Source organism: Nonomuraea roseoviolacea subsp. carminata (assembly GCF_024172185.1).
Lineage (GTDB): Bacteria > Actinomycetota > Actinomycetes > Streptosporangiales > Streptosporangiaceae > Nonomuraea > Nonomuraea roseoviolacea.
This window is the reverse complement of the sequence record NZ_JAMZEC010000001.1, coordinates 9,427,872-9,447,662: the sequence shown is the minus strand read 5'-3', so window position 1 is coordinate 9,447,662 and position 19,791 is coordinate 9,427,872. Positions and strand designations below refer to the sequence as shown.

Below are 19,791 nucleotides of genomic sequence, written 5' to 3'. Positions count from 1 at the left end.
CGAGGCTCAGAGTTTGCGGCGGGCAGGTTGAGGGTCTCCTTACTCTGGAGGCCCTTTGGCAACCCTGATCAGTAGGGAGATTTCGAGGTCGGAAGGGTCGACACACTCACACACCCTTCCTGACCATCGACCACAACTAACGAACTAACGAGTCCACTTTGGTTCGTTCGGCGGCCTCTGCTGGCCCGCTCCCGGAGTGTCTTGTCTGCATGGCATGCCCGGTGGGCGCTGCGGAGATTGGCATACTCCCAGCCGCCGCCATCGGCTACGGCCGTGACGTGATCGACCTCCGTCGCCCCCGGTAGACGGCACAGGTAGCAGACGGCGATGTCCCGCTTGGGAACCGCCCTGCGACGGCGGTTCCAATCTGACGGCCTGGACAGGTTTCTCTTGGACGTCACCGCCCACGGCTTACGCGGTGGGCGGAACGCTTGCCTTGCCTCGGCAGAGTGATGCCGTGACAGCCGGTCTCATTACAGATCTTGTTGGCCAATAATCTCCTGACCTACATAAAGAGCCCTGGCAGATCGCCAGGGCTCTCGGCTGAGTAGTTATTAGTACCCTTGGAACTCAAAGCTTTCAGCTTCTGACTTGCAGCTCCATACTTAGTGCCCGCCGGGGCGGGCGATGTCAGTACCGATCGCCGCCGAACGGTCTCCGCCTGGCCGAGCTGGCGGCAGGAGTGCTTACCGGCCGCCGCCGCACGATCGACTGTGACTCGCCTGGCCCGAACTCAGGGAAGTGTGGGGTGTCGGCGATGCCCTCGAAGGGGTCTACTGCCGTAGTCCCTACTTGAACCTTGTTTGGCCGCTCAGGTGCTTTGTCGGCCTGGCGCTTCTGGGTGCCCGTGTCCGTGACTCGGATTACCTCTTCGCCTATCCCGTCCTGAAAATCCTCCGCATACTTCTGTCGAAGGTGCTCGGGAATTGATGGTCTCAGGATCGGAGCTCTTCCCTGTTTTCCTTGCTGTGTGTAGAAGCCTGCGTTTAGCAGGACATCCAACTTGTTTCGGAACTTGTGGTCGTTTCCGGTGTAGCCAAGCTCTTGGGCCAACGTGCTTAGTCCAACATAAGAAACATGGCTTGATCCGTTAACGTGACGAAGGATGGCTAACGCCAGGAGTAGTGTTGTGCGTGCGTTCTGAGCGTTGCCCGGGAAGTGGCTCATGATCTCTTGCCCGAACTCGTCAAATAGCATTCGCTCGAAGAACACCTTGTCGTCGTATCTGGCCGTAAGCAGTCGGCGTGGCGTAACCTCGGGCACTTGACCTCACTAGTGATTTTGTGCGTGTATCTGTTCTGGGGGAGGGGGCGTCCCATTCAGGCCCTGTACCCGCTATGAGTGTTCCGCGACTCGTCGAAGCATGTGCTCGAAGGTTGAGCCCCAAGTGACTTCGACGTTCGTGAAACGGGTGGTCATTTCTGTCACATGAATTTTGAACTCAACCTCTCGCAGGTATACGCCCTTGTCCTCTTGTGTGAGCCCGGACCAGAAGTCCCGGAAGGTTTGTCCGGTCGGCAGATAGTCCGTGCGTGCTTCCGTCTGGGGAAGGGATGCCAGGTACTTCCGACGGCTTATAAGTGCCTGGATCTCATGTTCAAAATCCTCATCGCCGCCCGGGTAGCCGTAGTGCCCTTTGCGGCGCTCCTCGCGCGTCTTCCGCATGAGTTCGGCCACGTCTGCTAATTCTGCGGTGTGATCTTCGCCAGGGATGTGGACGGCTCTGGAGATCTCCTCATCTCCAAGTCTGTCAAGAAGAGTAGCCTCCACGTACTCCTCAAGCCGGTCCTTCCTGGCGTAGAGGGCGTCACAAGCACCCTTCTGTCGTCCGTAGCAGACGTAATAGTCAGTCTTGTTGTACTTATTTGTTGCCTTCTTGGTGTAGAGAGGTTCTCCGCACTTACAGAAAGCGATGCGAAGCAGCATCGAGGCGTTCTTGCGCTGAGTGCTCTTCTGCCCGCGAACGTTGTTGTTGATCGCTTCCTGAAGGCGCTGCCATTTTTCACGACTCATGATCGGACTCGTCCGAAGGATGGGAGCGCCCTTGTCGTCGCGTAAGACTTCACCGTTGTGCACCGTCTCGCCGATGAGGATGCGAGAAGTGAGGATCTTCGTAACGGCTTGGAGGGTCCACGGGTTGCCCCTGGCGGGCCTGCCCATGCGGGCGTTGTTGACGTCGGCAGGCGTGGGCACCTTGGCGGCCCTGAGTTCCTCCACGATGGCAAAGCGGGACTTGCCCCCTATCACCGCGTCCGCCCATTCGAGGATGCGGACATGGTTCTCGTCAGGCTCAAGGCGATAGCCGCCGTCCGGCGCAGGGACGGGGGAGAAGCCGTAGGGCGCGCTGGAGCCGTTCCACTTGCCCTGCTTACGTCGGGCCTCCTTGGCGCTCATCACACGCGCCCGCGTGGCTTCAGACTCCATTCGAGCAAACACAGCCTGGATGGTGGCGATGCCCTCGCCGGTTGCCGTGATGACGTCGAAGTTCGGTTCGCTTGCGGAGACGAGGCGCTTCCCGTGCTTGCGGGACCAGTCGGCCATGCTCGTCAGATCGCCAGCGTTGCGGACCAGACGGTCCGCTCGCCAGAACACCATGGCATCGAACTCACTGGCGCGGTCGGACATCCACTTGCCCAACTCGGGGCGATCCCACGGTGCGTACTCCGTGGCGGAGATGTCCAGGTCTTTGGCGTAGCCGACGATCGTGAGGCCGTTCGTCCGGCAGTAGTCCTCACAGATGGCACGCTGCCGCTGAGGGCTCGTGGTCGTGTCCGTCATGTTGGACAGACGGATCACGATCAAGGCGCGCTTGCCGTCCGTGGCGCTCGGCACGGCGGATCGGGGGGCTTGCTTGCGCGGGGGCAATGCGGCTCCTGTGTTCGGCCCGACTCCTCTGAATCGGGGTGACTGTACGCGATAGATGATCTATCGCAATCCGGAACACAGACGAGCCGCGCATCCTCGACTACAACACCGAGTTCAACCCGCCGGACCTCTACCGGCCGGACGCCTACCGCTCCTCCGACCACGACCCCGTCGTGATCGGCCTCACCCTGCCCGGCGGCAAGGGGTAGAAAAGGGGGCAGCGTACGACGGACGCGGGCCCCGCCACCTGAGACGTGGCGGGGCCCGCGCGCGTGCGAGGCTGGAATGACGGAGGACGGGTAGGGGTTCCTATCCGTTGACAGCTTCAACGACGAGCGAGGAGCCACTTGTGGCGACCATCGAGGTAACCGAGACCAACTTCAACGACATCGCCGACAAGGGGATCGTCCTGCTCGACTTCTGGGCTGAGTGGTGCGGTCCGTGCCGCATGTTCGGGCCGATCTTCGAGAAGGCGTCGCAGAAGCACGGCGACATCACCTTCGGCAAGATCGACACGGACGCGCAGCAGGCGCTCGCGCAGGGCTTCGACATCACCTCGATCCCGACGCTGATGGCGATCCGCGACGGCATCGTCGTCTACGCCCAGCCCGGCGCCATCCCCGAGCCCGCCCTGGAGGACCTCATCAGCCAGGTCCGCGCGCTCGACATGGACGCCATCCGCAGCGAGCTGAGCGAGGAGCTCAAGCAGGCCGAGAACAACAACTGACCCCGGCAGGCCCCGCCCGTGACGGCGGGGCTTTTTCGCATGCCAGGGGAGTGCCGGCTCAGGCGTTGCGGTAGAGCTCCGCGACGCGGAAGGCGAGGTCGAGCGACTGGCCCCGGTTGAGACGCGGGTCGCAGGCCGTCTCGTAGCGGGTCGCGAGGTCGCCCTCGGCGATCTCGTGGCCGCCGCCCACGCACTCCGTCACGTCGTCGCCGGTGAACTCGATGTGGATGCCGCCCGGGTGGGTGCCCAGCGAGCGGTGGACCTCGAAGAAGCCCGCCACCTCGTCGAGCACGTCGTCGAGCCGCCGCGTCTTGTGGCCGCTCGGCGCCTCGAACGTGTTGCCGTGCATCGGGTCGCACACCCAGGCCACCTTGGCGCCGGCGGAGGTGACCTCCTTGACCAGCCCGGGCAGCAGCTCACGGATCTTCGGCGCGCCCATGCGGGTGATGAACGTCAGCCGGCCCGGCTCGTTGTCGGGGTTGAGCTTCTCGACCAGCTCCAGCGCCTGGGACGCCGTCGTGGTCGGGCCCAGCTTGACGCCGATCGGGTTGCGGATGCGGGCGAAGAAGTCGACGTGGGCGCCGTCGAGCTGGCGGGTGCGCTCGCCGATCCACACCATGTGCGCCGACACGTCGTACGGCAGGCCGGTGCGGGAGTCGATGCGGGTCAGCGCCCGGTCGTAGTCGAGGATCAGCGCCTCGTGCGAGGAGTAGAACTCGACCGTGTGGAACTCCTCGGGGTCGGCCCCGCAGGCGCGCATGAACGCCAGCGCCTGGTCGATCTCCCGGGCGAGCTGCTCGTAGCGGCGGCCGGCCGGCGACTCGGCGACGAAGTCCTGGTTCCAGGCGTGGACCTGGCGCAGGTCGGCGTAGCCGCCCTTGGCGAAGGCGCGGGCCAGGTTGAGCGTCACGGCGGAGGAGTGGTACGCCTTCAGCAGCCGCCACGGGTCGGGCCTGCGCGCCTCGGGGGTGAAGTCGAAGCCGTTGACCATGTCGCCCCGGTAGGCGGGCAGCTCGACGCCCTCGCGGGTCTCGGTGCCCTTGGAGCGCGGCTTGGCGAACTGCCCGGCCAGCCGCCCGATCTTGACGACCGGCACCTTGCCCGCGTACGTGAGCACGATCGCCATCTGCAGCAGCGTCTTGAGCTTGTTGCGGACGTTGTCGGCGGTCGCGCCGGCGAACGTCTCGGCGCAGTCGCCGCCCTGCAGCACGAACGCCTCGCCGCGCGCCACGGCGGCCAGCTCGTCCTTGAGCTGGTCGCACTCGCCGGCGAAGACGAGGGGAGGCAGGCCGCCGAGCTCGGCGACGACCTTGTCGAGCTCGCCGCGGTCGGGCCAGTCGGGCTGCTGGGCCGCGGGGAGGTCTCTCCAGGAATCCAGATTGCTGTGTGCGCTCACGACATACGAGGGTATGCCACCGGCCCCCTCCGGCAGGACCCGATGTCCACGTTGTGAGAAGGCCGTTTCACGGAGACGACGGCACCTCGACGTGCTCGGGCCGTACGCCGAGGCCGATGAAGCGCCGCGGGACCCGGTTCAGCAGCGGGATCCGCGTCACGTCGGGCCGGATCGGCGGGGCCGGGACGCGGCCGCTCAGCGCCGGGCCGATCAGCAGATTCTGCACCACCCGCTGGGCGGCCTGGGTGACCCGGGTCGGCCACATGCGCCGCCGCTGGAGCCGCCGCAGCACCTCCTCCGGCACCCGCCCGTACGCCCGCAGCGGCGCGGCCACCAGGTTGGCCGCGGCCACGGCGTCCTGGACGGCCAGGTTGATGCCGACGCCGAACACCGGCGACATCGCGTGGGCGGCGTCGCCGATGGCCGTGAAGCCGGGCCGGTGCCAGCGGCGCAGCCGGTTCAGCACCACGGTCAGCACGCTCACGTCGTCGTAGCCCTCGATCAGCTCCGCCCGCTCGGCCAGGAACGGCAGCAGCCGCGCCACCGGCTCCCGCAGCGCGCCGATGCCCCGCTTCACCAGCTCGTCGTGGCCGCCCTTGGGGATGACGTAGGCGAGCTGCCAGTACGTCCCGCGGTCGATCGCCACCATCAGGTGGCCGCGCGAGAGCCGCAGGAACGGCTGCCCGGGGTCGCCGGGCTCGCGCGGCAGCCGGAACCACAGCACGTCCATCGGCGCCCCGAACTCCCGCGGCACCAGCCCGGCGGCCCGGCGCAGCACCGAGTCGCGGCCGTCGGCGGCGACGGTCAGCGCCGCGCGCAGCTCGTGCTCGCCGTCCGCGTCGCGGTAGCGCAGGCCGCGCACCGCGCCGTCCTCCACGATCAGCCCGTACGCCTCGGCGCTCATCAGCAGCCGGAACGACGGGTAGCGGGCGGCGGCCGTGGTGACGAGGTCCAGGAAGTCCCACTGGGGGACGAAGGCGATGTAGTCGTAGGCGCAGGGCAGCCCGTGCAGGTCGGCCAGCCTGATCGGGCCGGTGTCGGTGACGACGCTGAACTCGTACGCCTTGCGGTGCGGCAGCCGCAGGAACTCCTCGGCCAGGCCGATCTCGCCGAGCACCTGGAGCGTCGAGGGGTGGATGGTGTCGCCGCGGAAGTCACGCAGGAAGTCGGCGTGCTTCTCCAGCAGCGTCACCTCGACACCGGCCCGGGCGAGCAGCAGGGCGAGCATCGCGCCCGCGGGGCCGCCGCCGGCGATCACACAGGTCATGGTCCGTCCCCAGGTGCGGCTTCTGGCCGGGTCTTTCCCCGTACGAGCGCACCCGAACACGCGGACATCCGGCGGGCCGGAGGAGCCGAAGTACTGGACGACAGCCGCCGATCGACGTGGGGAGCCGACCGTGACCGAGGAGCTCCACGCCCTGTCCGGCGCCTACGCGGTGCACGCGCTGCCGGAGGCGGAGGCGGTGCTGTTCGAGCGCCATCTGGCGGGGTGCGCGGCGTGCGCGGCGGAGGTGCGGCGGCTGCGGGAGACGGCCGCCCGGCTGGCGCTCCCGCTGGCCGAGCCGCCACCGGCGCGCCTGTGGCCCCGCGTCCTGTCCGCCGCCCGCCTCCTGCGCGCCCGCCGCCCCGTCCCGCACCGGCGTGGGCGGCGAGGACGAAGGCAGGGCGCGGCGACGGTGGCGCTGGCGGCGGTGTCGGTCGCCGCCGCGGTGGTGGCCGTCGTGCTCGGGGTGGCCGCCCGGGACGCGCGTGGCGACCTCGACGCGGCGCGCGCCCGGGAGCGCGAGGTGGCCGCCGTGCTGGCCGCCCCCGACGCGCGCACGGTGCGGCGGCCCGTCGCCTCGGGCGGCATGGGCACGCTCGTCGTCTCCCGGGCGCGGGGGAGCGTGGTGTTCGCCTCGGCGGGCCTGCCCCGGCTGCCCGCGTCGCGCGTCTACGAGCTGTGGCTGACGGGCCCCGGCGGCGCCCGCCCGGCGGCCCTCATCGACCCCGGCCCCGGGGGCGGGCCGGTGCCGATCCGCGTGCGCCAGGGCGACGCGCGCCTGGGGCTCACGGTCGAGCCCGCCGGAGGCTCCGAGCGGCCCACGACCCGCCCTCTCCTCCTCGCCGACCTCCCCCCGGCCTGAGCCCGCGGCGCTCCCCGTCAGGCCCGCGGGGCGGCGGCGAGGCGGTCCAGCACCTCGGTGAGCGCCGCCGTGGCCAGGTCGCGGATGCGGCGGTACTCGTCCTCCGGGTACTGGCGCGGCCCGTTCTCCACCAGCAGGATCAGGTAGAGGTACGCCCGGTACAGGTCGAGCCGCACCAGCGCCCGGGGCGTCAGCTCCAGCGGCGTCACCTCGCGGTAGCCCGCCAGCAGCGGGTCGTCCTCGCGCAGCTCGCCGAAGATGGTCGGCGTGACGAACTCCGCCAGCGGGTCGCCCCAGAACGCCCGCTCGTGGTCGATGATCGCCTGGATGCGCGGCGGGCCCGTCAGGTCCAGGAACACGTTGCCCTGCCACACGTCGAAGTGGACCAGGTGCGGCGTCGTCACCTCGTCCAGCGCCGGCGCCGCGGCGGCCAGCACGGCGGCGATCCGCTCGGCGGGCATCGGCAGCGGCGTCGGGTAGCGCAGGGTGTCGGCCAGCAGCGCCCCCGCCATGGCGAGGTACGCCTCCCGCCAGGTGGCCCCGGTGATGCCCGCGTGCGGGTAGCCGAACACCTCGCCGGTCACCGCGTTGAACCGGGCCAGGTGCCGGCCGAGCTCGCGCCGCAGCTCGTCGTGCCCGCCGGCGGCGAGCGGGCCCCCGGAGGCGGGTACGGCGTTCCAGGAGACGCCGTCGAGCGCGCCCAGCACGAGGTAGTCGCCGCCCAGCACCGGGTCGTCGAACCCGGCGGCCACCAGCGCCGCCACCGGCACCCCCGCCGAGACGGCCAGCTCGCACACCGCCGCCTCCATGCGCAGCAGGTGGCGCTCGTAGCTGAGCTGCTCCAGCTCGGGCGGCGGCGCCACCTTGAGCACCACGGCGCGGCCGTCGTCGAGCGTCAGCCGCCACACGGCGTTGGCGTAGCCGTCGGTCAGCTCCGCCGCGGCGGCCACGCCCGTGCCGAGCGCGCGCCGGGCCAGGGCGTCCAGCTCGGCGGGGGACAGGCGCCGCTTCGTCCTGCTGTCCATCGCGGGGGTCCTCCGGATCCGGGGTCAGGCCGACGCGCGCAGCACCAGGTGGGTGTCGAGGATGACCACCGGCTGGCGCACCTCCTCGCCGTTGATGCGGGCCACCAGGAGCTGCGCCATCTGCCGGCCCATGGCCTCGGTCGGCTGGTGGACCGTGGTCAGCGGCGGGTCGGTGTGCGCGGCCGCCTTCGAGTCCTCGAAGCCGACCACCGCCACGTCGTCCGGGATGGCGCGGCCCGCGGCCTTCAGCACCCGCATCGCGCCCACCGCCATGAGGTCGGAGGCGGTGAACACCGCGTCGAGCCCCGGATGCTCCGCCAGCAGCTCGCGCATCGCCGAGGCGCCGCTCTCCTCGGAGAAGTCGCCGTAGGCCACCAGCTCCGGCATGCCGGAGCTGAGCAGCGCGTCGCGGTAGCCGGCCAGCCGGTCGACGCCCACCCCCATGTCCTGGGGGCCGGCGATGGTGGCGATCGAGGCCCGGCCGAGGCCCAGCAGGTGCTTGACCGCCTGCCGGGCGCCCGCCCGGTTGTCCATGTCGACGTAGCTGTAGGGGGCCGGGCCCACCGGCCGGCCGCCGAGCACGGTGGGCACGCCCATCGCCTCCAGCCGGCCGGGCAGCGGGTCGTCGCCGTGCAGCGACAGGAGCAGCACGCCGTCGACGTGCTGCCCCGTCAGGTAGTGCTCCAGCCGCTCGTGCTCCTCGGCCGACTGCGCCATCGCGAGGATGAGCTGGAGCCCGGTCTCGGACAGCGCCGAGCCGATGCCCCTGATCGTGCCCGCGAAGTACGGCTCGTCGAAGACCCGCAGCTCGCTCTCGGACACCACCAGGGCCACCGTGTCGGTGCGCCGGGTGACGAGGGCGCGCGCGGCCCGGTTGGGCACGTAGCCCAGCTCCTCGATGGCCTGGCGGACCGCCTCGCGCGCCTTCTCGCTGACGTTGGGGGACCCGTTGATGACCCTGGACACCGTGCCCCGGCCGACCCCGGCCCGGGCCGCGACTGCCTCAAGAGTCGGTCGGTTCATGGCGCCTATTCTGCCGGATGATCTGGCTGTACCAGCGTGCGCTGTCCTTCAGCACCCGTTCCTGGGTCTCGAAGTCCACGTGGACCAGCCCGAACCGCTTGCCGTAGCCCCACGCCCACTCGAAATTGTCCATCAGCGACCAGGCGAAGTAGCCCTGCAGCGGCACGCCCGCGTCGATCGCCTCCCGGCAGGCGCGCAGGTGGCAGTCGAGGTAGGCGGTGCGCTCGGCGTCGTGGACGCGCCCGTCCTTCAGCACGTCGTCGAACGCGGCGCCGTTCTCGGAGACCACCAGCGGGATCGGCGGGTACTCGCGCGCCACCCGCTGCAGCACCTCCAGCAGGCCGGCGTCGTCGATCTCCCAGCCCATCGCGGTGACCGGCCGCCCGCCGTTGACGAACGACACGTGCTCGCTGCCGACCCACGGCGAACCCGTCTCCGTCGGGGCCGCCGCCGCCGACGCCTTGCCGCCTCCGGCTCCCGAAACGGTGAAGCGGCTGTAGTAGTTGACGAGCAGCACGTCGAGCGGCGCGTTGATGGTGGCCAGGTCGCCGTCGTGGATGAAGCCGGTGTCCATGCCGAGGTCGGCCAGGACGTCCTCGGGGTAGCGGCCGAGCAGCAGCGCGTCGAGGAAGAAGCGGTTCTGCAGCCCGTCGATGCGCCGCGCCGCGTCGAGGTCGGCGTCGCTGCCGGTGGCCGGGGTGATCGCGTACAGGTTGACGCAGCCGCCCGCGCGCCGGGCGTTCATGGCCCGTACGGCCAGCCCGTGGGCGAGGTTGAGGTGGTGGGCGGCCCTGATGGCGTTGTCCGGCTCCCGCCGGCCCGGGGCGTGCTCGCCCGAGGCGTAGCCGAGGAAGGCGGCGCACCACGGCTCGTTGACCGTGCCGAAGGTGTGCACGTGGTCCTTGAGCGCGTCGTGGACGCACAAGGCGTACTCGGCGAAGCGGTAGGCGGTGTCGCGCTCGGGCCAGCCGCCCGCGTCCTCCAGCGCCTGCGGCAGGTCCCAGTGGTAGAGGGTCAGCCACGGGTCGATGCCGCGGGCGAGCAGCTCATCGCAGAGCCGCTTGTAGAAGTCGAGCCCCTTGTGGTTGAACGCGCCCGAGCCCTCCGGCTGGATCCGCGGCCACGACACCGAGAACCGGTAGGCGCTCAGGCCGAGGTCCGCCATGACGGCGACGTCGTCCTTGTAGCGGTGGTAGTGGTCGATGGCCACGTCCGCGTGGTGGCCGCCCACCACCCGTCCGGGCCGCTTGGTGAAGGTGTCCCAGATGGAGACGCCGCGCCCGTCGTCGCTCACCCCGCCCTCGATCTGGTACGCCGAGGTGGCCGCGCCCCACGCGAATCCCGGTGGGAACCGCAGGTGGGAGCTCATCTGCTCCTCTTGAGTCGTCACGCCTTGACCGCACCTTCCATCAGTCCGCCGACGATCTGCCGGCCGAACAGCACGAAAACCACGAAGAGAGGGAGGACGGAGGCGGCGGTGCCGGTGAACAGCATCACGTAGTCCGTGCCGTGGGCGGAGTTGAGCGCCGCGATCGACGTCTGAACCACCGGGTTGTCCGGGTTCAGCACGATGAGCGGCCACATGAACTCGTTCCAGGTCTGCATGAACACGAGCAGCGCCAGCACCGCCATCCCGGGCCGCAGCGCCGGCAGGACGACCCGGCCGTAGATCCCGAGGGTGGTCGCCCCGTCCACCCGGGCCGCCTCGACCAGCTCGTCGGGCACCGCCTGGGAGGTGTACTGGGTCATCATGAACACGCCGAACCCGTTGACGAGGAACGGCAGGATGACCGCCTTGAGCTGGCCGGTCCATTCGAGCTTGACCATCATCTCGTACAGCGGCACCATGCCCATCTGCTGGAGCGGCACCATCATCGTGACCAGGATCAGCCCGAGCAGGGCCTTGGAGCCGGGGAAGCGGAGCTTGGCGAACGCGAAGCCGGCCAGCGTCGAGATGAGCACCACCGACGCCGTCACCGTGACGGCGACGATCGCGGAGTTGACCAGGCCGGTGACGAAGTTGGCGTCCTCGGTGGCGAGCAGCCGCTGGATGTTCTCGCCGAGGTGGCCGCCGGGCAGCAGCGGCGGCGGCGTCTCGACGGCGTCGTCGTTGGTGCGCGTCGCCATGATGAACATGTAGTAGATCGGGAACGCGGACAGCAGCAGCGCGAACCCGAGCACGACCTTGGTGAGGAGGCCGGCGTCCCAGAGGCGGTTGTTCACTTGGCCCCTCCGATGCGCCGGGTGAACCAGTAGTTGATCATGGTGCCGAGCAGGATGAGCACGAACAGCAGCCAGGCGGCCGCCGCGGCGTAGCCCATCTCGAAGTCGCGGAAGGCGGACTTGACGATGAACATGGCCACCGTCTGGTACTGGCCGGTGGTGCCGCCCGTCATCATCGGGTTGCCCTCGAACATGACCGGCTCGGCGAACAGGGTCAGCCCGCCGATCGTCGAGATGAACACGACGAACACGATCGTCGGCCGCAGCATCGGCACCGTGATGCGCCAGAACTGGGTGCGGGCCGTGGCGCCGTCGATGGCGGCGGCCTCGTACAGGTCGCGCGGGATCGTCTGCATCGCGGCGAGCAGAATGATCGCGTTGTAGCCCGTCCAGCGCCAGTCGATCATCGTGGAGATCGCGATCCAGGACGACCACTTCTCGTTCTGCCAGGTGATCGGGTCGACGCCGAACCAGGACAGGATCCAGTTGAACAGGCCGTAGTCGCGGCTGTAGAGCTGGCTGAAGACGACGGCGACGGCGACGACCGAGGTGACGAGCGGCAGCAGCACGCCGAGACGCAGCAGCAGCCGGCCGCGCAGCCTCTTGTTGAGGGCGTTGGCCAGCAGCAGCGCGAGCACGATCTGGGGGACGGTGGCCACGACGAACATGCCGAGCGTGTTGACGACGGCGTTCCAGAACGATTCGTCCGTGATCAGCTCGCCGTAGTTTGCCAGGCCGGTGAACTTGGTGTCGCCGGCCAGCTCCCAGTCGTGGAGCGAGACCCAGAGCGTGTAGCCGAGCGGGAACACGCCGAAGACCGCGAACAGCAGGTAGTAGGGCGACACCAGCAGGTACGGCACGCCCTTGAGGTCGAAGCGGGCCATCCGCCGGGACGGGGCGGTCCGCCTGCCCGGCACCTTGCGGGGCGGCGCGAGTTGGAGAGTCATGGAAGCCTTTCGAGCCGGGGCGGGGAGGGGTGGCGCCCGCAGAGGGGAAGGGGCGCCACCCGGTCTTGGGGGCGGGGTCAGCCCGCCGCCGTGACGGGGATCGGTCCGCCGCCTTGGCGGGGGGTCAGCCCGCCGCCTTCACACCCGCCGCGACGAACTTCGACCAGGCCTCGTCGTACTTGACCGCGCCCTGGTCCATGCCCTCGATGACCTTCTCGACCGCGGTCTTGACCTGGGCGTGCTTCTCGCCGAAGAACACCGGCTGGAGGTTCTTGACCGACTCGCTGAAGATCTTGCCGGTCGGCGCGTCGTTGAAGTAGGCGTTCTTCAGGTTCGCCACCTCGGGGTCCTGCTGCGCGGGCAGCGAGCTCGGGAACGCGCCGGCCTCCTTGAAGGCCGCGATGTGGCCCTCCTTGCCGGTGAGGTAGTTCACGACCTCGGCGGCCTCCTTGGGGTGCTTGGTCTGCTTGGGCACCGCCAGCCAGGAGCCACCCCAGTTGCCCGTGCCGCCGGGCACCGCCGCGACGTCCCAGTTGCCCTTGTTGGACGGGCCGGCCTTGCCCTCGATCACGCCGAGCATCCACGACGGGCAGCCCATGGTGGCGAAGCCGCCGCCCTTGATGGCCTTGTCCCACGCCGGGCTCCACGCCTGCAGTTTGGCGGTCAGGCCGGCCTTGCTGAAGGTGGTCACCCAGTCGAAGGAGGTCTTGACGGCCGGGTTGGACTCGATGACGAGCTGGTTGTTCTTGTCGAAGTAGGAGAGGTTGCCGTTCTTCGGCGCCTCCTGGAAGAGGATCACGTTGTAGATCGTGTTGGGGCCGTCCATGAACTTCGCGCCCGTCTTGGCGGCCTCGAACTTCTTGCCGGTCTCCAGGAACGCGTTCCAGTCGGGCCAGAGCTTGCCGACCTCCTCGCGGTCCGTGGGCAGGCCGGCCTTCTTGAACAGGTCCTTGCGGTAGCACATGGTCATGCCGCCCATGTCGGTGCCGAGCGCGAACAGCTTGCCGTCCGCGTTCAGGCCCGCCTCCCACTTGGCGGCGGGGAAGTCCGCCTTGCGGCTCTCCAGGCCGTACTGGCCGAGGTCGGTGAAGAACTGCGGGCGGGCCGCCATGAGGCCCATCGCGCCCTCGTCGATGCCGACGACGTCCCCGGCGCCTGCCCCCGCCTGGAGGCGCTGGAGGAGTTGCGGCAGGTACACGTCCTCGAACCGGTCCGTGAGGTTGGTGTACTTGATCTGGATGTTCGGGTGCTCGGCGTTCCACTTCTTGACGGCCTCGTCGTAGCCGAAGTTCTCGCCGCCGCCGAAGGTGTGCACGTTGATCGTGACCGGCTCGGCCGCCGCGCTGCTCTTGGAGCCGGAGGGCGTGGTGCCGCCACCGCCGCCGCTGCACGCCGCGATGGCCAGCAGCGCCGTCATCGCGGCTCCGGTCACGACGAAGCGCTTGTGGTTCTTCATTCCGTACCCCTCTTGGGTGGTGAATGTGGGAGGTGCACCGCGGCCCGCTCGCCGCGATGGGAAGGTCTTGGGAGCGCTCCCACAAAGAGTGCCCTCATGGCGTGCGGGCCGTCAACGCCCCGAAACGCAACCGTTACCTCGCGGGCGATTGGCCGCCCTGAAAGGGGACATGGCGTTGCAAACGGCGCGATAAGCCCGCTGGGAGCGCTCCCATGCCATCCGCACCATTAACGCCACAGGACCGGACAAGCCGAGTCTGCAACGGGAGCCACCAGTCTCAAGCCGGACCGGATCGTTGAGCCGCGGCCGCCTTGGGACGGAGCCGACCCCCTGCAGCCGCGGTCGGCGAGCCTTCAGTCGCAGTCGGCCGCGCGGGCCAGCAGCAGCGCTCGCTCCCGCTCGTTGCGGGTCAGCGCGGCCGCCCGCTCGAACTCCTCGCGCGCCTCGGCTCGCCGGCCGAGCCGGGCCAGCAGGTCGCCGCGCACGCTCGGCAGCAGGTGGTAGCCCCTCAGGGCCGGCTCGCCGGCGATGCGGTCCACCAGCTCCAGCCCCGCCGCCGGACCCCGGGCCATGGACAGCGCCACGGCCCGGTTCAGCTCGACGACGGGCGTGGGCACGAGCCGGGCCAGCTCGCCGTACAGGGCGGTGATGCGCTCCCAGTCGGTCTCCTCCGGGGTGAGCGCTCGCGCGTGGCACGCGGCGATGGCCGCCTGCAGCGTGTACGGCCCGCGCGCCCCGCCGAGCCCCTCGGCCCGCCCGAGCGCGGCGAGACCGCGGCCGATGAGCACCCGGTCCCAGCGCGAACGGTCCTGCTCCAGCAACAGGACCGGCTCCCCGTCCGGCCCCACCCGGGCCGCGGCGCGCGACTGCTGGACCTCCATGAGCGCGACCAGCCCGTGGACCTCCGGCTCCGCGGGCATCAGCCCGGCCAGCACCCGGCCCAGCCGCAGCGCCTCCTCGCACAGCGCGGGCCGCATCCAGTCGTCGCCGGCCGTGGCGGCGTAACCCTCGTTGAAGACGAGGTAGATCACCTCCAGCACCGCCGCCAGCCGTTCGGCCAGCTCGGCGCCCCGGGGCACCTCGAACGGGATCCGCCGCCCGGCCAGCGTGCGCTTGGCCCGGACGATCCGCTGCGCCACGGTCGGCTCGGGCACGAGGAAGGCGCGGGCGATCTCGGCCGTGGTCAGCCCGCCCAGCACCCGCAGCGCCATCGCCACCCGCGCCTCCCGCGGCAGCACGGGATGGCAGGCCGTGAACACCAGCCGCAGCAGGTCGTCCTCGATCTCCCCGTCGGCCTCCTCCGCCTCGGCCGCTGCCTGGGCCGCGGCCGGGTCGGCGTCCGGCCCCTGGGCGAGGTCGCGTCCGACCTCGGCGAGCTTGCGCCGGTAGGTCTCCCCGCGGCGCAGCAGGTCGACCGCGCGCCGCTTGGCGACCGTCATCAACCAGGCGCCCGGGTTGCGCGGTACCCCTGAGGCGGGCCACTGCTCCAGGGCGGCGACGAGCGCGTCCTGGGCCAGCTCCTCGGCCAGCCCGACGTCACGGACCATCCCGGCCAGCCCGGCGATGAGCCTGGCCGCCTCGCCCCGCCACACCGCCTCGACCGCCCGATGCGCGTCCGTCCCCGTCACCGGCCCATGAGACCAGCCCCCCGCCGCCCCCGCAACCTCAACCACTCCAACCAACCGCCCCAACCGACTGGCTCGCCTCGGCCATGGGTCGCAACCCCGGTCGCTCCCACGGCCGTCCCGACCGGCCGACTCCCCGCCCTGGAGCGGCCCTCCGAGCGGCCCGCTTCTGACCGGCCCCCCGACCGGCCTGTCCTCTCCGACTGACCGGCCCGCCCCGCCGCGCCCGTAGCCGTGGCCCGCCGGCCGGCGGGCGGGAACCTCGACCGCCCTCGATCGGGCCGAGCGCGCAGCCCACCTTCAGCCGTGCCCGGCCCGCCCGCCGCCGGGACCACGGCCTTCTCCTGGGCCGGGCCCGTCCCGCCGTCGCGCAGGAGCCGCCACGTCCCGGCGGTTCGCGGCGCGCGGCGGACCGACGTGGTGCCGGCGTCAGCGGAAGCGGCGGAAGAAGCCGCGCAGGTCGTCCACGAGCAGGTCAGGGGCGTCGTGGGCGGACCAGTGGCTGCCGCGGTCGTACTCGTTCCAGGACACGATGTTCTTGTGGTCGCGGTCGGCGAAGCGCCGCAGCGGGCGGAAGTCGTAGGCGAACGACGCCAGGCCGAGCGGGAAGGTCGTCGGCTCGGCCACCCGCTCGGCGTGGTGGTTCTCGTAGTAGAAGCGCGCCGAGGACGCCGCGGTGTTGGTCAGCCAGTAGATGGTCGCGTTGGTCAGGATGACGTCCTGGTCGGGGACTCCGGCGAGGAGCTGGCCGATCCAGGCGAGCTGCCCGGCGGGGGAGTCGGCCAGGGCGTGGGCGAGGGTCTGCGGCTGGGCCTGCTGGGCGCGGTCGTGGATCGCGTGCTCGACGAAGCCGCCGAGGAACGCCAGGTACCCCTGCTCCTCCGGAGTGAGGCCGGTCAGCTCGGCGGGGTCGCCGGAGGGGAACGAGAAGATCTGGTTGACGTGGACGCCCAGCACGCGGCCGGCGTGGCGGCGGCCCAGCTCGGGGCTGACGATGGCGCCCGCGTCGTTGCCGTGCGCGCCGAACCGCTCGTAGCCGAGCCTGGTCATCAGCTCGGCCCACGCGTCGGCGGTGCGGGCGGCGTCCCAGCCCTTGGCCCGGGTGTGGCCGGAGAAGCCGAACCCGGGCAGGGACGGGATCACCACGTGGAAGGCGTCGGCGGGGTCGCCGCCGTGCGCGGCCGGGTCGGTGAGCGGCCCGACCAGGTCGAGGTACTCCACGAAGGTGTTGGGCCAGCCGTGGGTGAGGATCAGCGGCGTGGCGTCCTCGTGCGGGGAGCGCACGTGGACGAAGTGGATCAACTGGCCGTCGATCTCGGTGGTGAACTGCGGGAACGCGTTGAGCCTCGCCTCCTGCGCCCGCCAGTCGAAGTCGCGCCAGCGGGCGACCAGGTCGCGGACGAACGACCCCGGCACGCCGTACTCCCAGCCGGGCTGGACCGGGCCGCGCGGCACGCCGTCGCTCACCTCCTCGGGCGGCAGCTCCTCGGCGAAGCGGGTGCCGGCCAGGCGGGCGGCCAGGTCGTCCAGGTCGGCCTGCGGGACGTCGATGACGAACGGCGTGATCGCCTCACGGGTCATGGGATCTCCTTGGGATGGTGCGTTTGACGTGCCCAAGCGTGGCAGGGGGCGGCGCGCCGGCAGTAGTGCCTGGCGCACCGGCCGGGATGCGGTTCGGTGGCCGTCGGGCGCCCTTTCGCACGGTCGTCGGCATGCAAAATGCACGCGGACCTTATGGAATCTGCATAATTCGGATTCCGGGTGTTCGGTAAAGGAGCGTGTGCGTGGCCCGTGACCTCTTGCCGCCGCGGCGTTTCACGGTGCCGCTGCTCGGCAGCATCGGCGTGTGGTGCCTGTACAAGATCACCGGCGCCGCGCCCGGAAAGCCGCTGACCCAATGGCCGCCCGTCGGCCAGATAGCGCTCGGAACGGCCGCGATCCTTCTGATGGGCGCTCTCATGGTCGCGATCGTGCTGCGCCGCCTGCCCCGGCACACGAGCCTCTACGCCGTCCTGACCCAGGCGCTCCTGGCCTACGGCCTGCCCGTCATGCTCGGAGCCCAATGGGGGCCGTACGCGGCGCTGTCCGTGGCCTCGGCGCTGCTCGTCCTCACCGGCCGGACGTCCTGGCTGCTCGCGGCGGGCCTGGCGCTCGGTGAAGGCCTGATCAAGATGCTGCTCGGCCTGGGCTGGCAGCTGTCGGCGTGGACCGTGATCGCGAGCGGCACCACGGGGTGCGCCTTCTTCGCCGTGGCGCGGTTGACACAGCTCGCTCAGGACCTCCAGCGCGCCCGCGCCGAGGCGGCGGGACTGGAGGTCGCCAGGGAACGCTTACGGATCGCCCGCGGGCTCGGCGCGGCCCTGGGCGGCAGCCTCGCGGAGGTCCTCGTGGCGCTGCGCCGCTCCGCCGCCGACCTGGACGGGGAACGCCTCGCCCACGCGACGCGGACCGCCCGCGCGGCACTGGCCGAGGTCCGGTCGGTCGCCGACGACTTCAGGGACCGGTCGCTCGCCGCGGAGATCGAGGCGGCGCGGACGGTCCTCGGCGCGGCCGGGACCCGCGTCACGGTCCGCGCCGCGCCGCTCGCCCTGCCCAGCGCGATCGACGCGGCCCTCGCGGCGGTGCTGCGCCGCACGGTCGTCGCCGTCCTGCGGCGGGGCACGCCCGAGCACTGCCGGATCCAGGCCGACGGGTCTGCCCGTCTGCGGGTGACCTTCTCCGGGCCGCCACCGGCCGCGCCTCTCGGCGAACTCAGGAGCGGGTCCACCGGAGGGACCCCGGGGTCGTCCGACGGGGACTTGGCCGGGTCTGTGGGTGGGGTCACAGGTGGGTCGTCCGGCGGGAATCCGGGCGGGTCCACCGGCGGACTCGCGGGGGCCTCCGGCGGGGGGGCGGGCGGGTCGCCCGGGGCGTGGACCGAGGGGATGGCGGAGGCGCTGCGTGAGGCCGCCGCCGAGGTCGGCGACCTGGGCGGGCGGCTCGACGTCGGCTCGGAGATCGAGGCGCGGATCCCGGTCAGGCAGGGGCGCGGCAGGGCGCGCTCGCCCCGTCCGGCCGAGGCGGCCCCCTGGCTGGCCTTCGCCGTGCTGCTGCTGATCGAGCTCGACCATCTCGGCTCGGCTGCCCTGGACCTGAGGTACAGCGCGTACTACGGCATCGGATCTTTGACGCTCGCGCAGGTCTGGGCGGCCGCCGTGCTGCTCCCGTCGCTCGCCCTCCTCCAGCTCCGGCACGTCTTCCCCCGGCCGGGCGGGGAGCCGCCGCGCGCGTGGAAGGTGACGGTGCCGTTGCAGGTCGCTCTGCTGCTCACGGCGCTGGTCGTCGTCGGGCAGGCCATCCCTCCGTCCTACGCCGCGCTGGTCGGGGCCGTCGTCCTCTACCATGTCCGGCCGCCGTGGTCGTGGATCACGGCGGCGTCCGTCCTCGTCGCCCCGGTGGCGATCGCCTGGTCGTCCAAGCCCTGGGATTCCCAGGTCAACGCGCTCGTGGGCGGCGCCATGTTCATCGGCCCGGTCTACGCGCTCTGCGGCCTGCCCGTCGTCGTGGCGCGGCTGGAGGAGGCGCGCCAGGAGACGACCCGGCTGGCGGTGGTGAAGGAGCGGCTGCGCATCGCGCGGGACGTGCACGACCTGCTGGGCTTCCAGCTGTCGGCGCTGGTCCTGAAGGGCGAGCTGGCCGGACGCCTGCTGGCCGTCGACCCGGGAAAGGGCCGCGCCCAGCTCGCCGAGCTGGCGACGCTCGCCGAGCGCGCGCTGGCGTCGCTGCGGTCGATCACCCGGGAGCCGGCCGGTCTCCGGCTCGACGAGGAGGTGGCGGCGGCCCGCTCGATGCTCGCCGCCGCAGGGATCGAGGCGCGCGTCGACCTCGCCGTGCCCGTGCCGCCCGGCCTCGGTGGCGTCCTGGCGGTCGTGCTGCGTGAGGCGGTCACGAACGTGGTGCGGCATTCGCGCGCCGGCGTCTGCTCCATCGAGGCGTCGCGCGACGGCGACACCTACCGGCTGCGGGTCACCAACGACGGCGTGCGCGCCGGGGACGAAGAGGCCGGCGGCGCCGGGTGGCGCTCCGGCTCGGCGCAGGACTCTCAGGACGGTGAGCCCGGTGGCGTCCGGTGGCGTTCCGGTTCGGCGCACGGCTGCCGGGACGGCGAGCGTTCCGGCACGGGGCTGGCCAACCTGCGAGCGCGGGCCGAGGAGGTGGGCGGGCGCCTCCTGGTCCGCGACGGGACGGACGAGTTCGGCCTCACCGTCGAGGTGCCCGCGGCGGTCGGCGTCGAACGGGCCGGCGCCCCGACCGCGGCCTGAGCGCGCGAGTCGCGGGCGCGCGGCCGGCGTCTCGACCGCGGCCTGAGCGCGGGAGTCGCGGGCGCGGGGCCGGCGTC

General features: G+C 71.1%; 16 protein-coding genes. 3 read left to right on the top strand and 13 right to left on the bottom strand.

All coding sequences use genetic code 11. The features are described from left to right. Positions 1-68: 68 nt before the first annotated feature. The 3 genes from HD595_RS47340 to HD595_RS44025 all read right to left on the bottom strand — a co-directional run bounded on the left by HD595_RS47340 (position 69) and on the right by HD595_RS44025 (position 2,865). Positions 69-401 (bottom strand): HNH endonuclease, encoded by a 333-nt coding sequence (locus tag HD595_RS47340; protein ID WP_420540740.1) that lies wholly within the window; start codon positions 399-401, stop codon positions 69-71. Positions 402-630: 229 nt separating this feature from the next. After that, on the bottom strand, positions 631-1,263 hold the full coding sequence (locus tag HD595_RS44030; RefSeq protein WP_253780376.1) for a hypothetical protein: 633 nt from the start codon (positions 1,261-1,263) through the stop codon (positions 631-633). A 72-nt stretch (positions 1,264-1,335) separates the two neighbouring features. Next, entirely contained in the window at positions 1,336-2,865 is a 1,530-nt protein-coding gene (locus HD595_RS44025; protein ID WP_253780375.1) for a recombinase family protein, read from the bottom strand. Positions 2,866-3,214: 349 nt separating this feature from the next. On the opposite strand from HD595_RS44025, the gene trxA reads away from it, so the two are divergent. Further along, positions 3,215-3,592 carry a thioredoxin gene (gene trxA, locus HD595_RS44020; protein WP_253780374.1) on the top strand — a complete coding sequence of 126 codons (378 nt, stop codon included), beginning with the start codon at positions 3,215-3,217 and terminating at the stop codon, positions 3,590-3,592. 58 nt (positions 3,593-3,650) lie between these two features. On the opposite strand, the gene HD595_RS44015 is transcribed toward trxA, so the two are convergent. Beyond that, positions 3,651-4,988 (bottom strand): class II 3-deoxy-7-phosphoheptulonate synthase, encoded by a 1,338-nt coding sequence (locus HD595_RS44015; RefSeq protein ID WP_253780373.1) that lies wholly within the window; start codon positions 4,986-4,988, stop codon positions 3,651-3,653. 67 nt (positions 4,989-5,055) lie between these two features. Next, the gene (locus HD595_RS44010; RefSeq protein WP_253780372.1) at positions 5,056-6,255 is read right to left on the bottom strand and encodes an FAD-dependent oxidoreductase; all 1,200 of its coding nucleotides are present in this window, start codon (positions 6,253-6,255) and stop codon (positions 5,056-5,058) included. Between the two features lie 130 nt (positions 6,256-6,385). On the opposite strand from HD595_RS44010, the gene HD595_RS44005 reads away from it, so the two are divergent. Next, entirely contained in the window at positions 6,386-7,114 is a 729-nt protein-coding gene (locus HD595_RS44005) for an anti-sigma factor (RefSeq protein ID WP_253780371.1), read from the top strand. Between the two features lie 17 nt (positions 7,115-7,131). Here the strand turns inward: HD595_RS44005 and HD595_RS44000 are convergent, their stop codons facing one another. The 8 genes from HD595_RS44000 to HD595_RS43965 all read right to left on the bottom strand — a co-directional run bounded on the left by HD595_RS44000 (position 7,132) and on the right by HD595_RS43965 (position 16,994). Beyond that, entirely contained in the window at positions 7,132-8,139 is a 1,008-nt protein-coding gene (locus HD595_RS44000; protein WP_253780370.1) for a phosphotransferase family protein, read from the bottom strand. A 24-nt stretch (positions 8,140-8,163) separates the two neighbouring features. Continuing rightward, on the bottom strand, positions 8,164-9,162 hold the full coding sequence (locus HD595_RS43995; protein ID WP_253780369.1) for a LacI family DNA-binding transcriptional regulator: 999 nt from the start codon (positions 9,160-9,162) through the stop codon (positions 8,164-8,166). Continuing rightward, on the bottom strand, positions 9,143-10,552 hold the full coding sequence (locus HD595_RS43990; RefSeq protein ID WP_253780367.1) for a GH1 family beta-glucosidase: 1,410 nt from the start codon (positions 10,550-10,552) through the stop codon (positions 9,143-9,145). The genes HD595_RS43995 and HD595_RS43990 overlap by 20 nt, the downstream gene beginning before the upstream one ends. Continuing rightward, positions 10,549-11,385, bottom strand: coding sequence for a carbohydrate ABC transporter permease (locus HD595_RS43985; protein ID WP_253780365.1), 837 nt, complete (start codon positions 11,383-11,385; stop codon positions 10,549-10,551). Before HD595_RS43985 ends, HD595_RS43990 begins: the two co-directional genes overlap by 4 nt. Beyond that, positions 11,382-12,332 (bottom strand): carbohydrate ABC transporter permease, encoded by a 951-nt coding sequence (locus HD595_RS43980; RefSeq protein WP_253780364.1) that lies wholly within the window; start codon positions 12,330-12,332, stop codon positions 11,382-11,384. Before HD595_RS43980 ends, HD595_RS43985 begins: the two co-directional genes overlap by 4 nt. A gap of 124 nt (positions 12,333-12,456) precedes the next feature. Continuing rightward, positions 12,457-13,788, bottom strand: a complete 1,332-nt coding sequence (locus HD595_RS43975) for an ABC transporter substrate-binding protein (protein ID WP_253780362.1) — start codon at positions 13,786-13,788, stop codon at positions 12,457-12,459. Between the two features lie 353 nt (positions 13,789-14,141). Continuing rightward, the gene (locus HD595_RS43970) at positions 14,142-15,416 is read right to left on the bottom strand and encodes an RNA polymerase sigma factor (protein WP_253780361.1); all 1,275 of its coding nucleotides are present in this window, start codon (positions 15,414-15,416) and stop codon (positions 14,142-14,144) included. A gap of 426 nt (positions 15,417-15,842) precedes the next feature. Further along, the gene (locus HD595_RS43965) at positions 15,843-16,994 is read right to left on the bottom strand and encodes an epoxide hydrolase family protein (protein ID WP_253780359.1); all 1,152 of its coding nucleotides are present in this window, start codon (positions 16,992-16,994) and stop codon (positions 15,843-15,845) included. 203 nt (positions 16,995-17,197) lie between these two features. Between HD595_RS43965 and HD595_RS47080 the strand changes: the two genes are divergently transcribed. Beyond that, positions 17,198-19,714, top strand: coding sequence for a sensor histidine kinase (locus HD595_RS47080; protein WP_253780357.1), 2,517 nt, complete (start codon positions 17,198-17,200; stop codon positions 19,712-19,714). The last annotated feature ends 77 nt before the right edge of the window (positions 19,715-19,791 follow it).

Coding starts and splice junctions, on each gene's coding strand:
- HD595_RS44010 (WP_253780372.1), bottom strand. CDS start 6,255: ATGACCTGTGTGATCGCCGGCGGCGGCCCCGCGGGCGCGATGCTCGCC.
- HD595_RS44000 (WP_253780370.1), bottom strand. CDS start 8,139: ATGGACAGCAGGACGAAGCGGCGCCTGTCCCCCGCCGAGCTGGACGCC.
- HD595_RS43995 (WP_253780369.1), bottom strand. CDS start 9,162: ATGAACCGACCGACTCTTGAGGCAGTCGCGGCCCGGGCCGGGGTCGGC.
- HD595_RS43980 (WP_253780364.1), bottom strand. CDS start 12,332: ATGACTCTCCAACTCGCGCCGCCCCGCAAGGTGCCGGGCAGGCGGACC.
- HD595_RS43975 (WP_253780362.1), bottom strand. CDS start 13,788: ATGAAGAACCACAAGCGCTTCGTCGTGACCGGAGCCGCGATGACGGCG.
- HD595_RS43965 (WP_253780359.1), bottom strand. CDS start 16,994: ATGACCCGTGAGGCGATCACGCCGTTCGTCATCGACGTCCCGCAGGCC.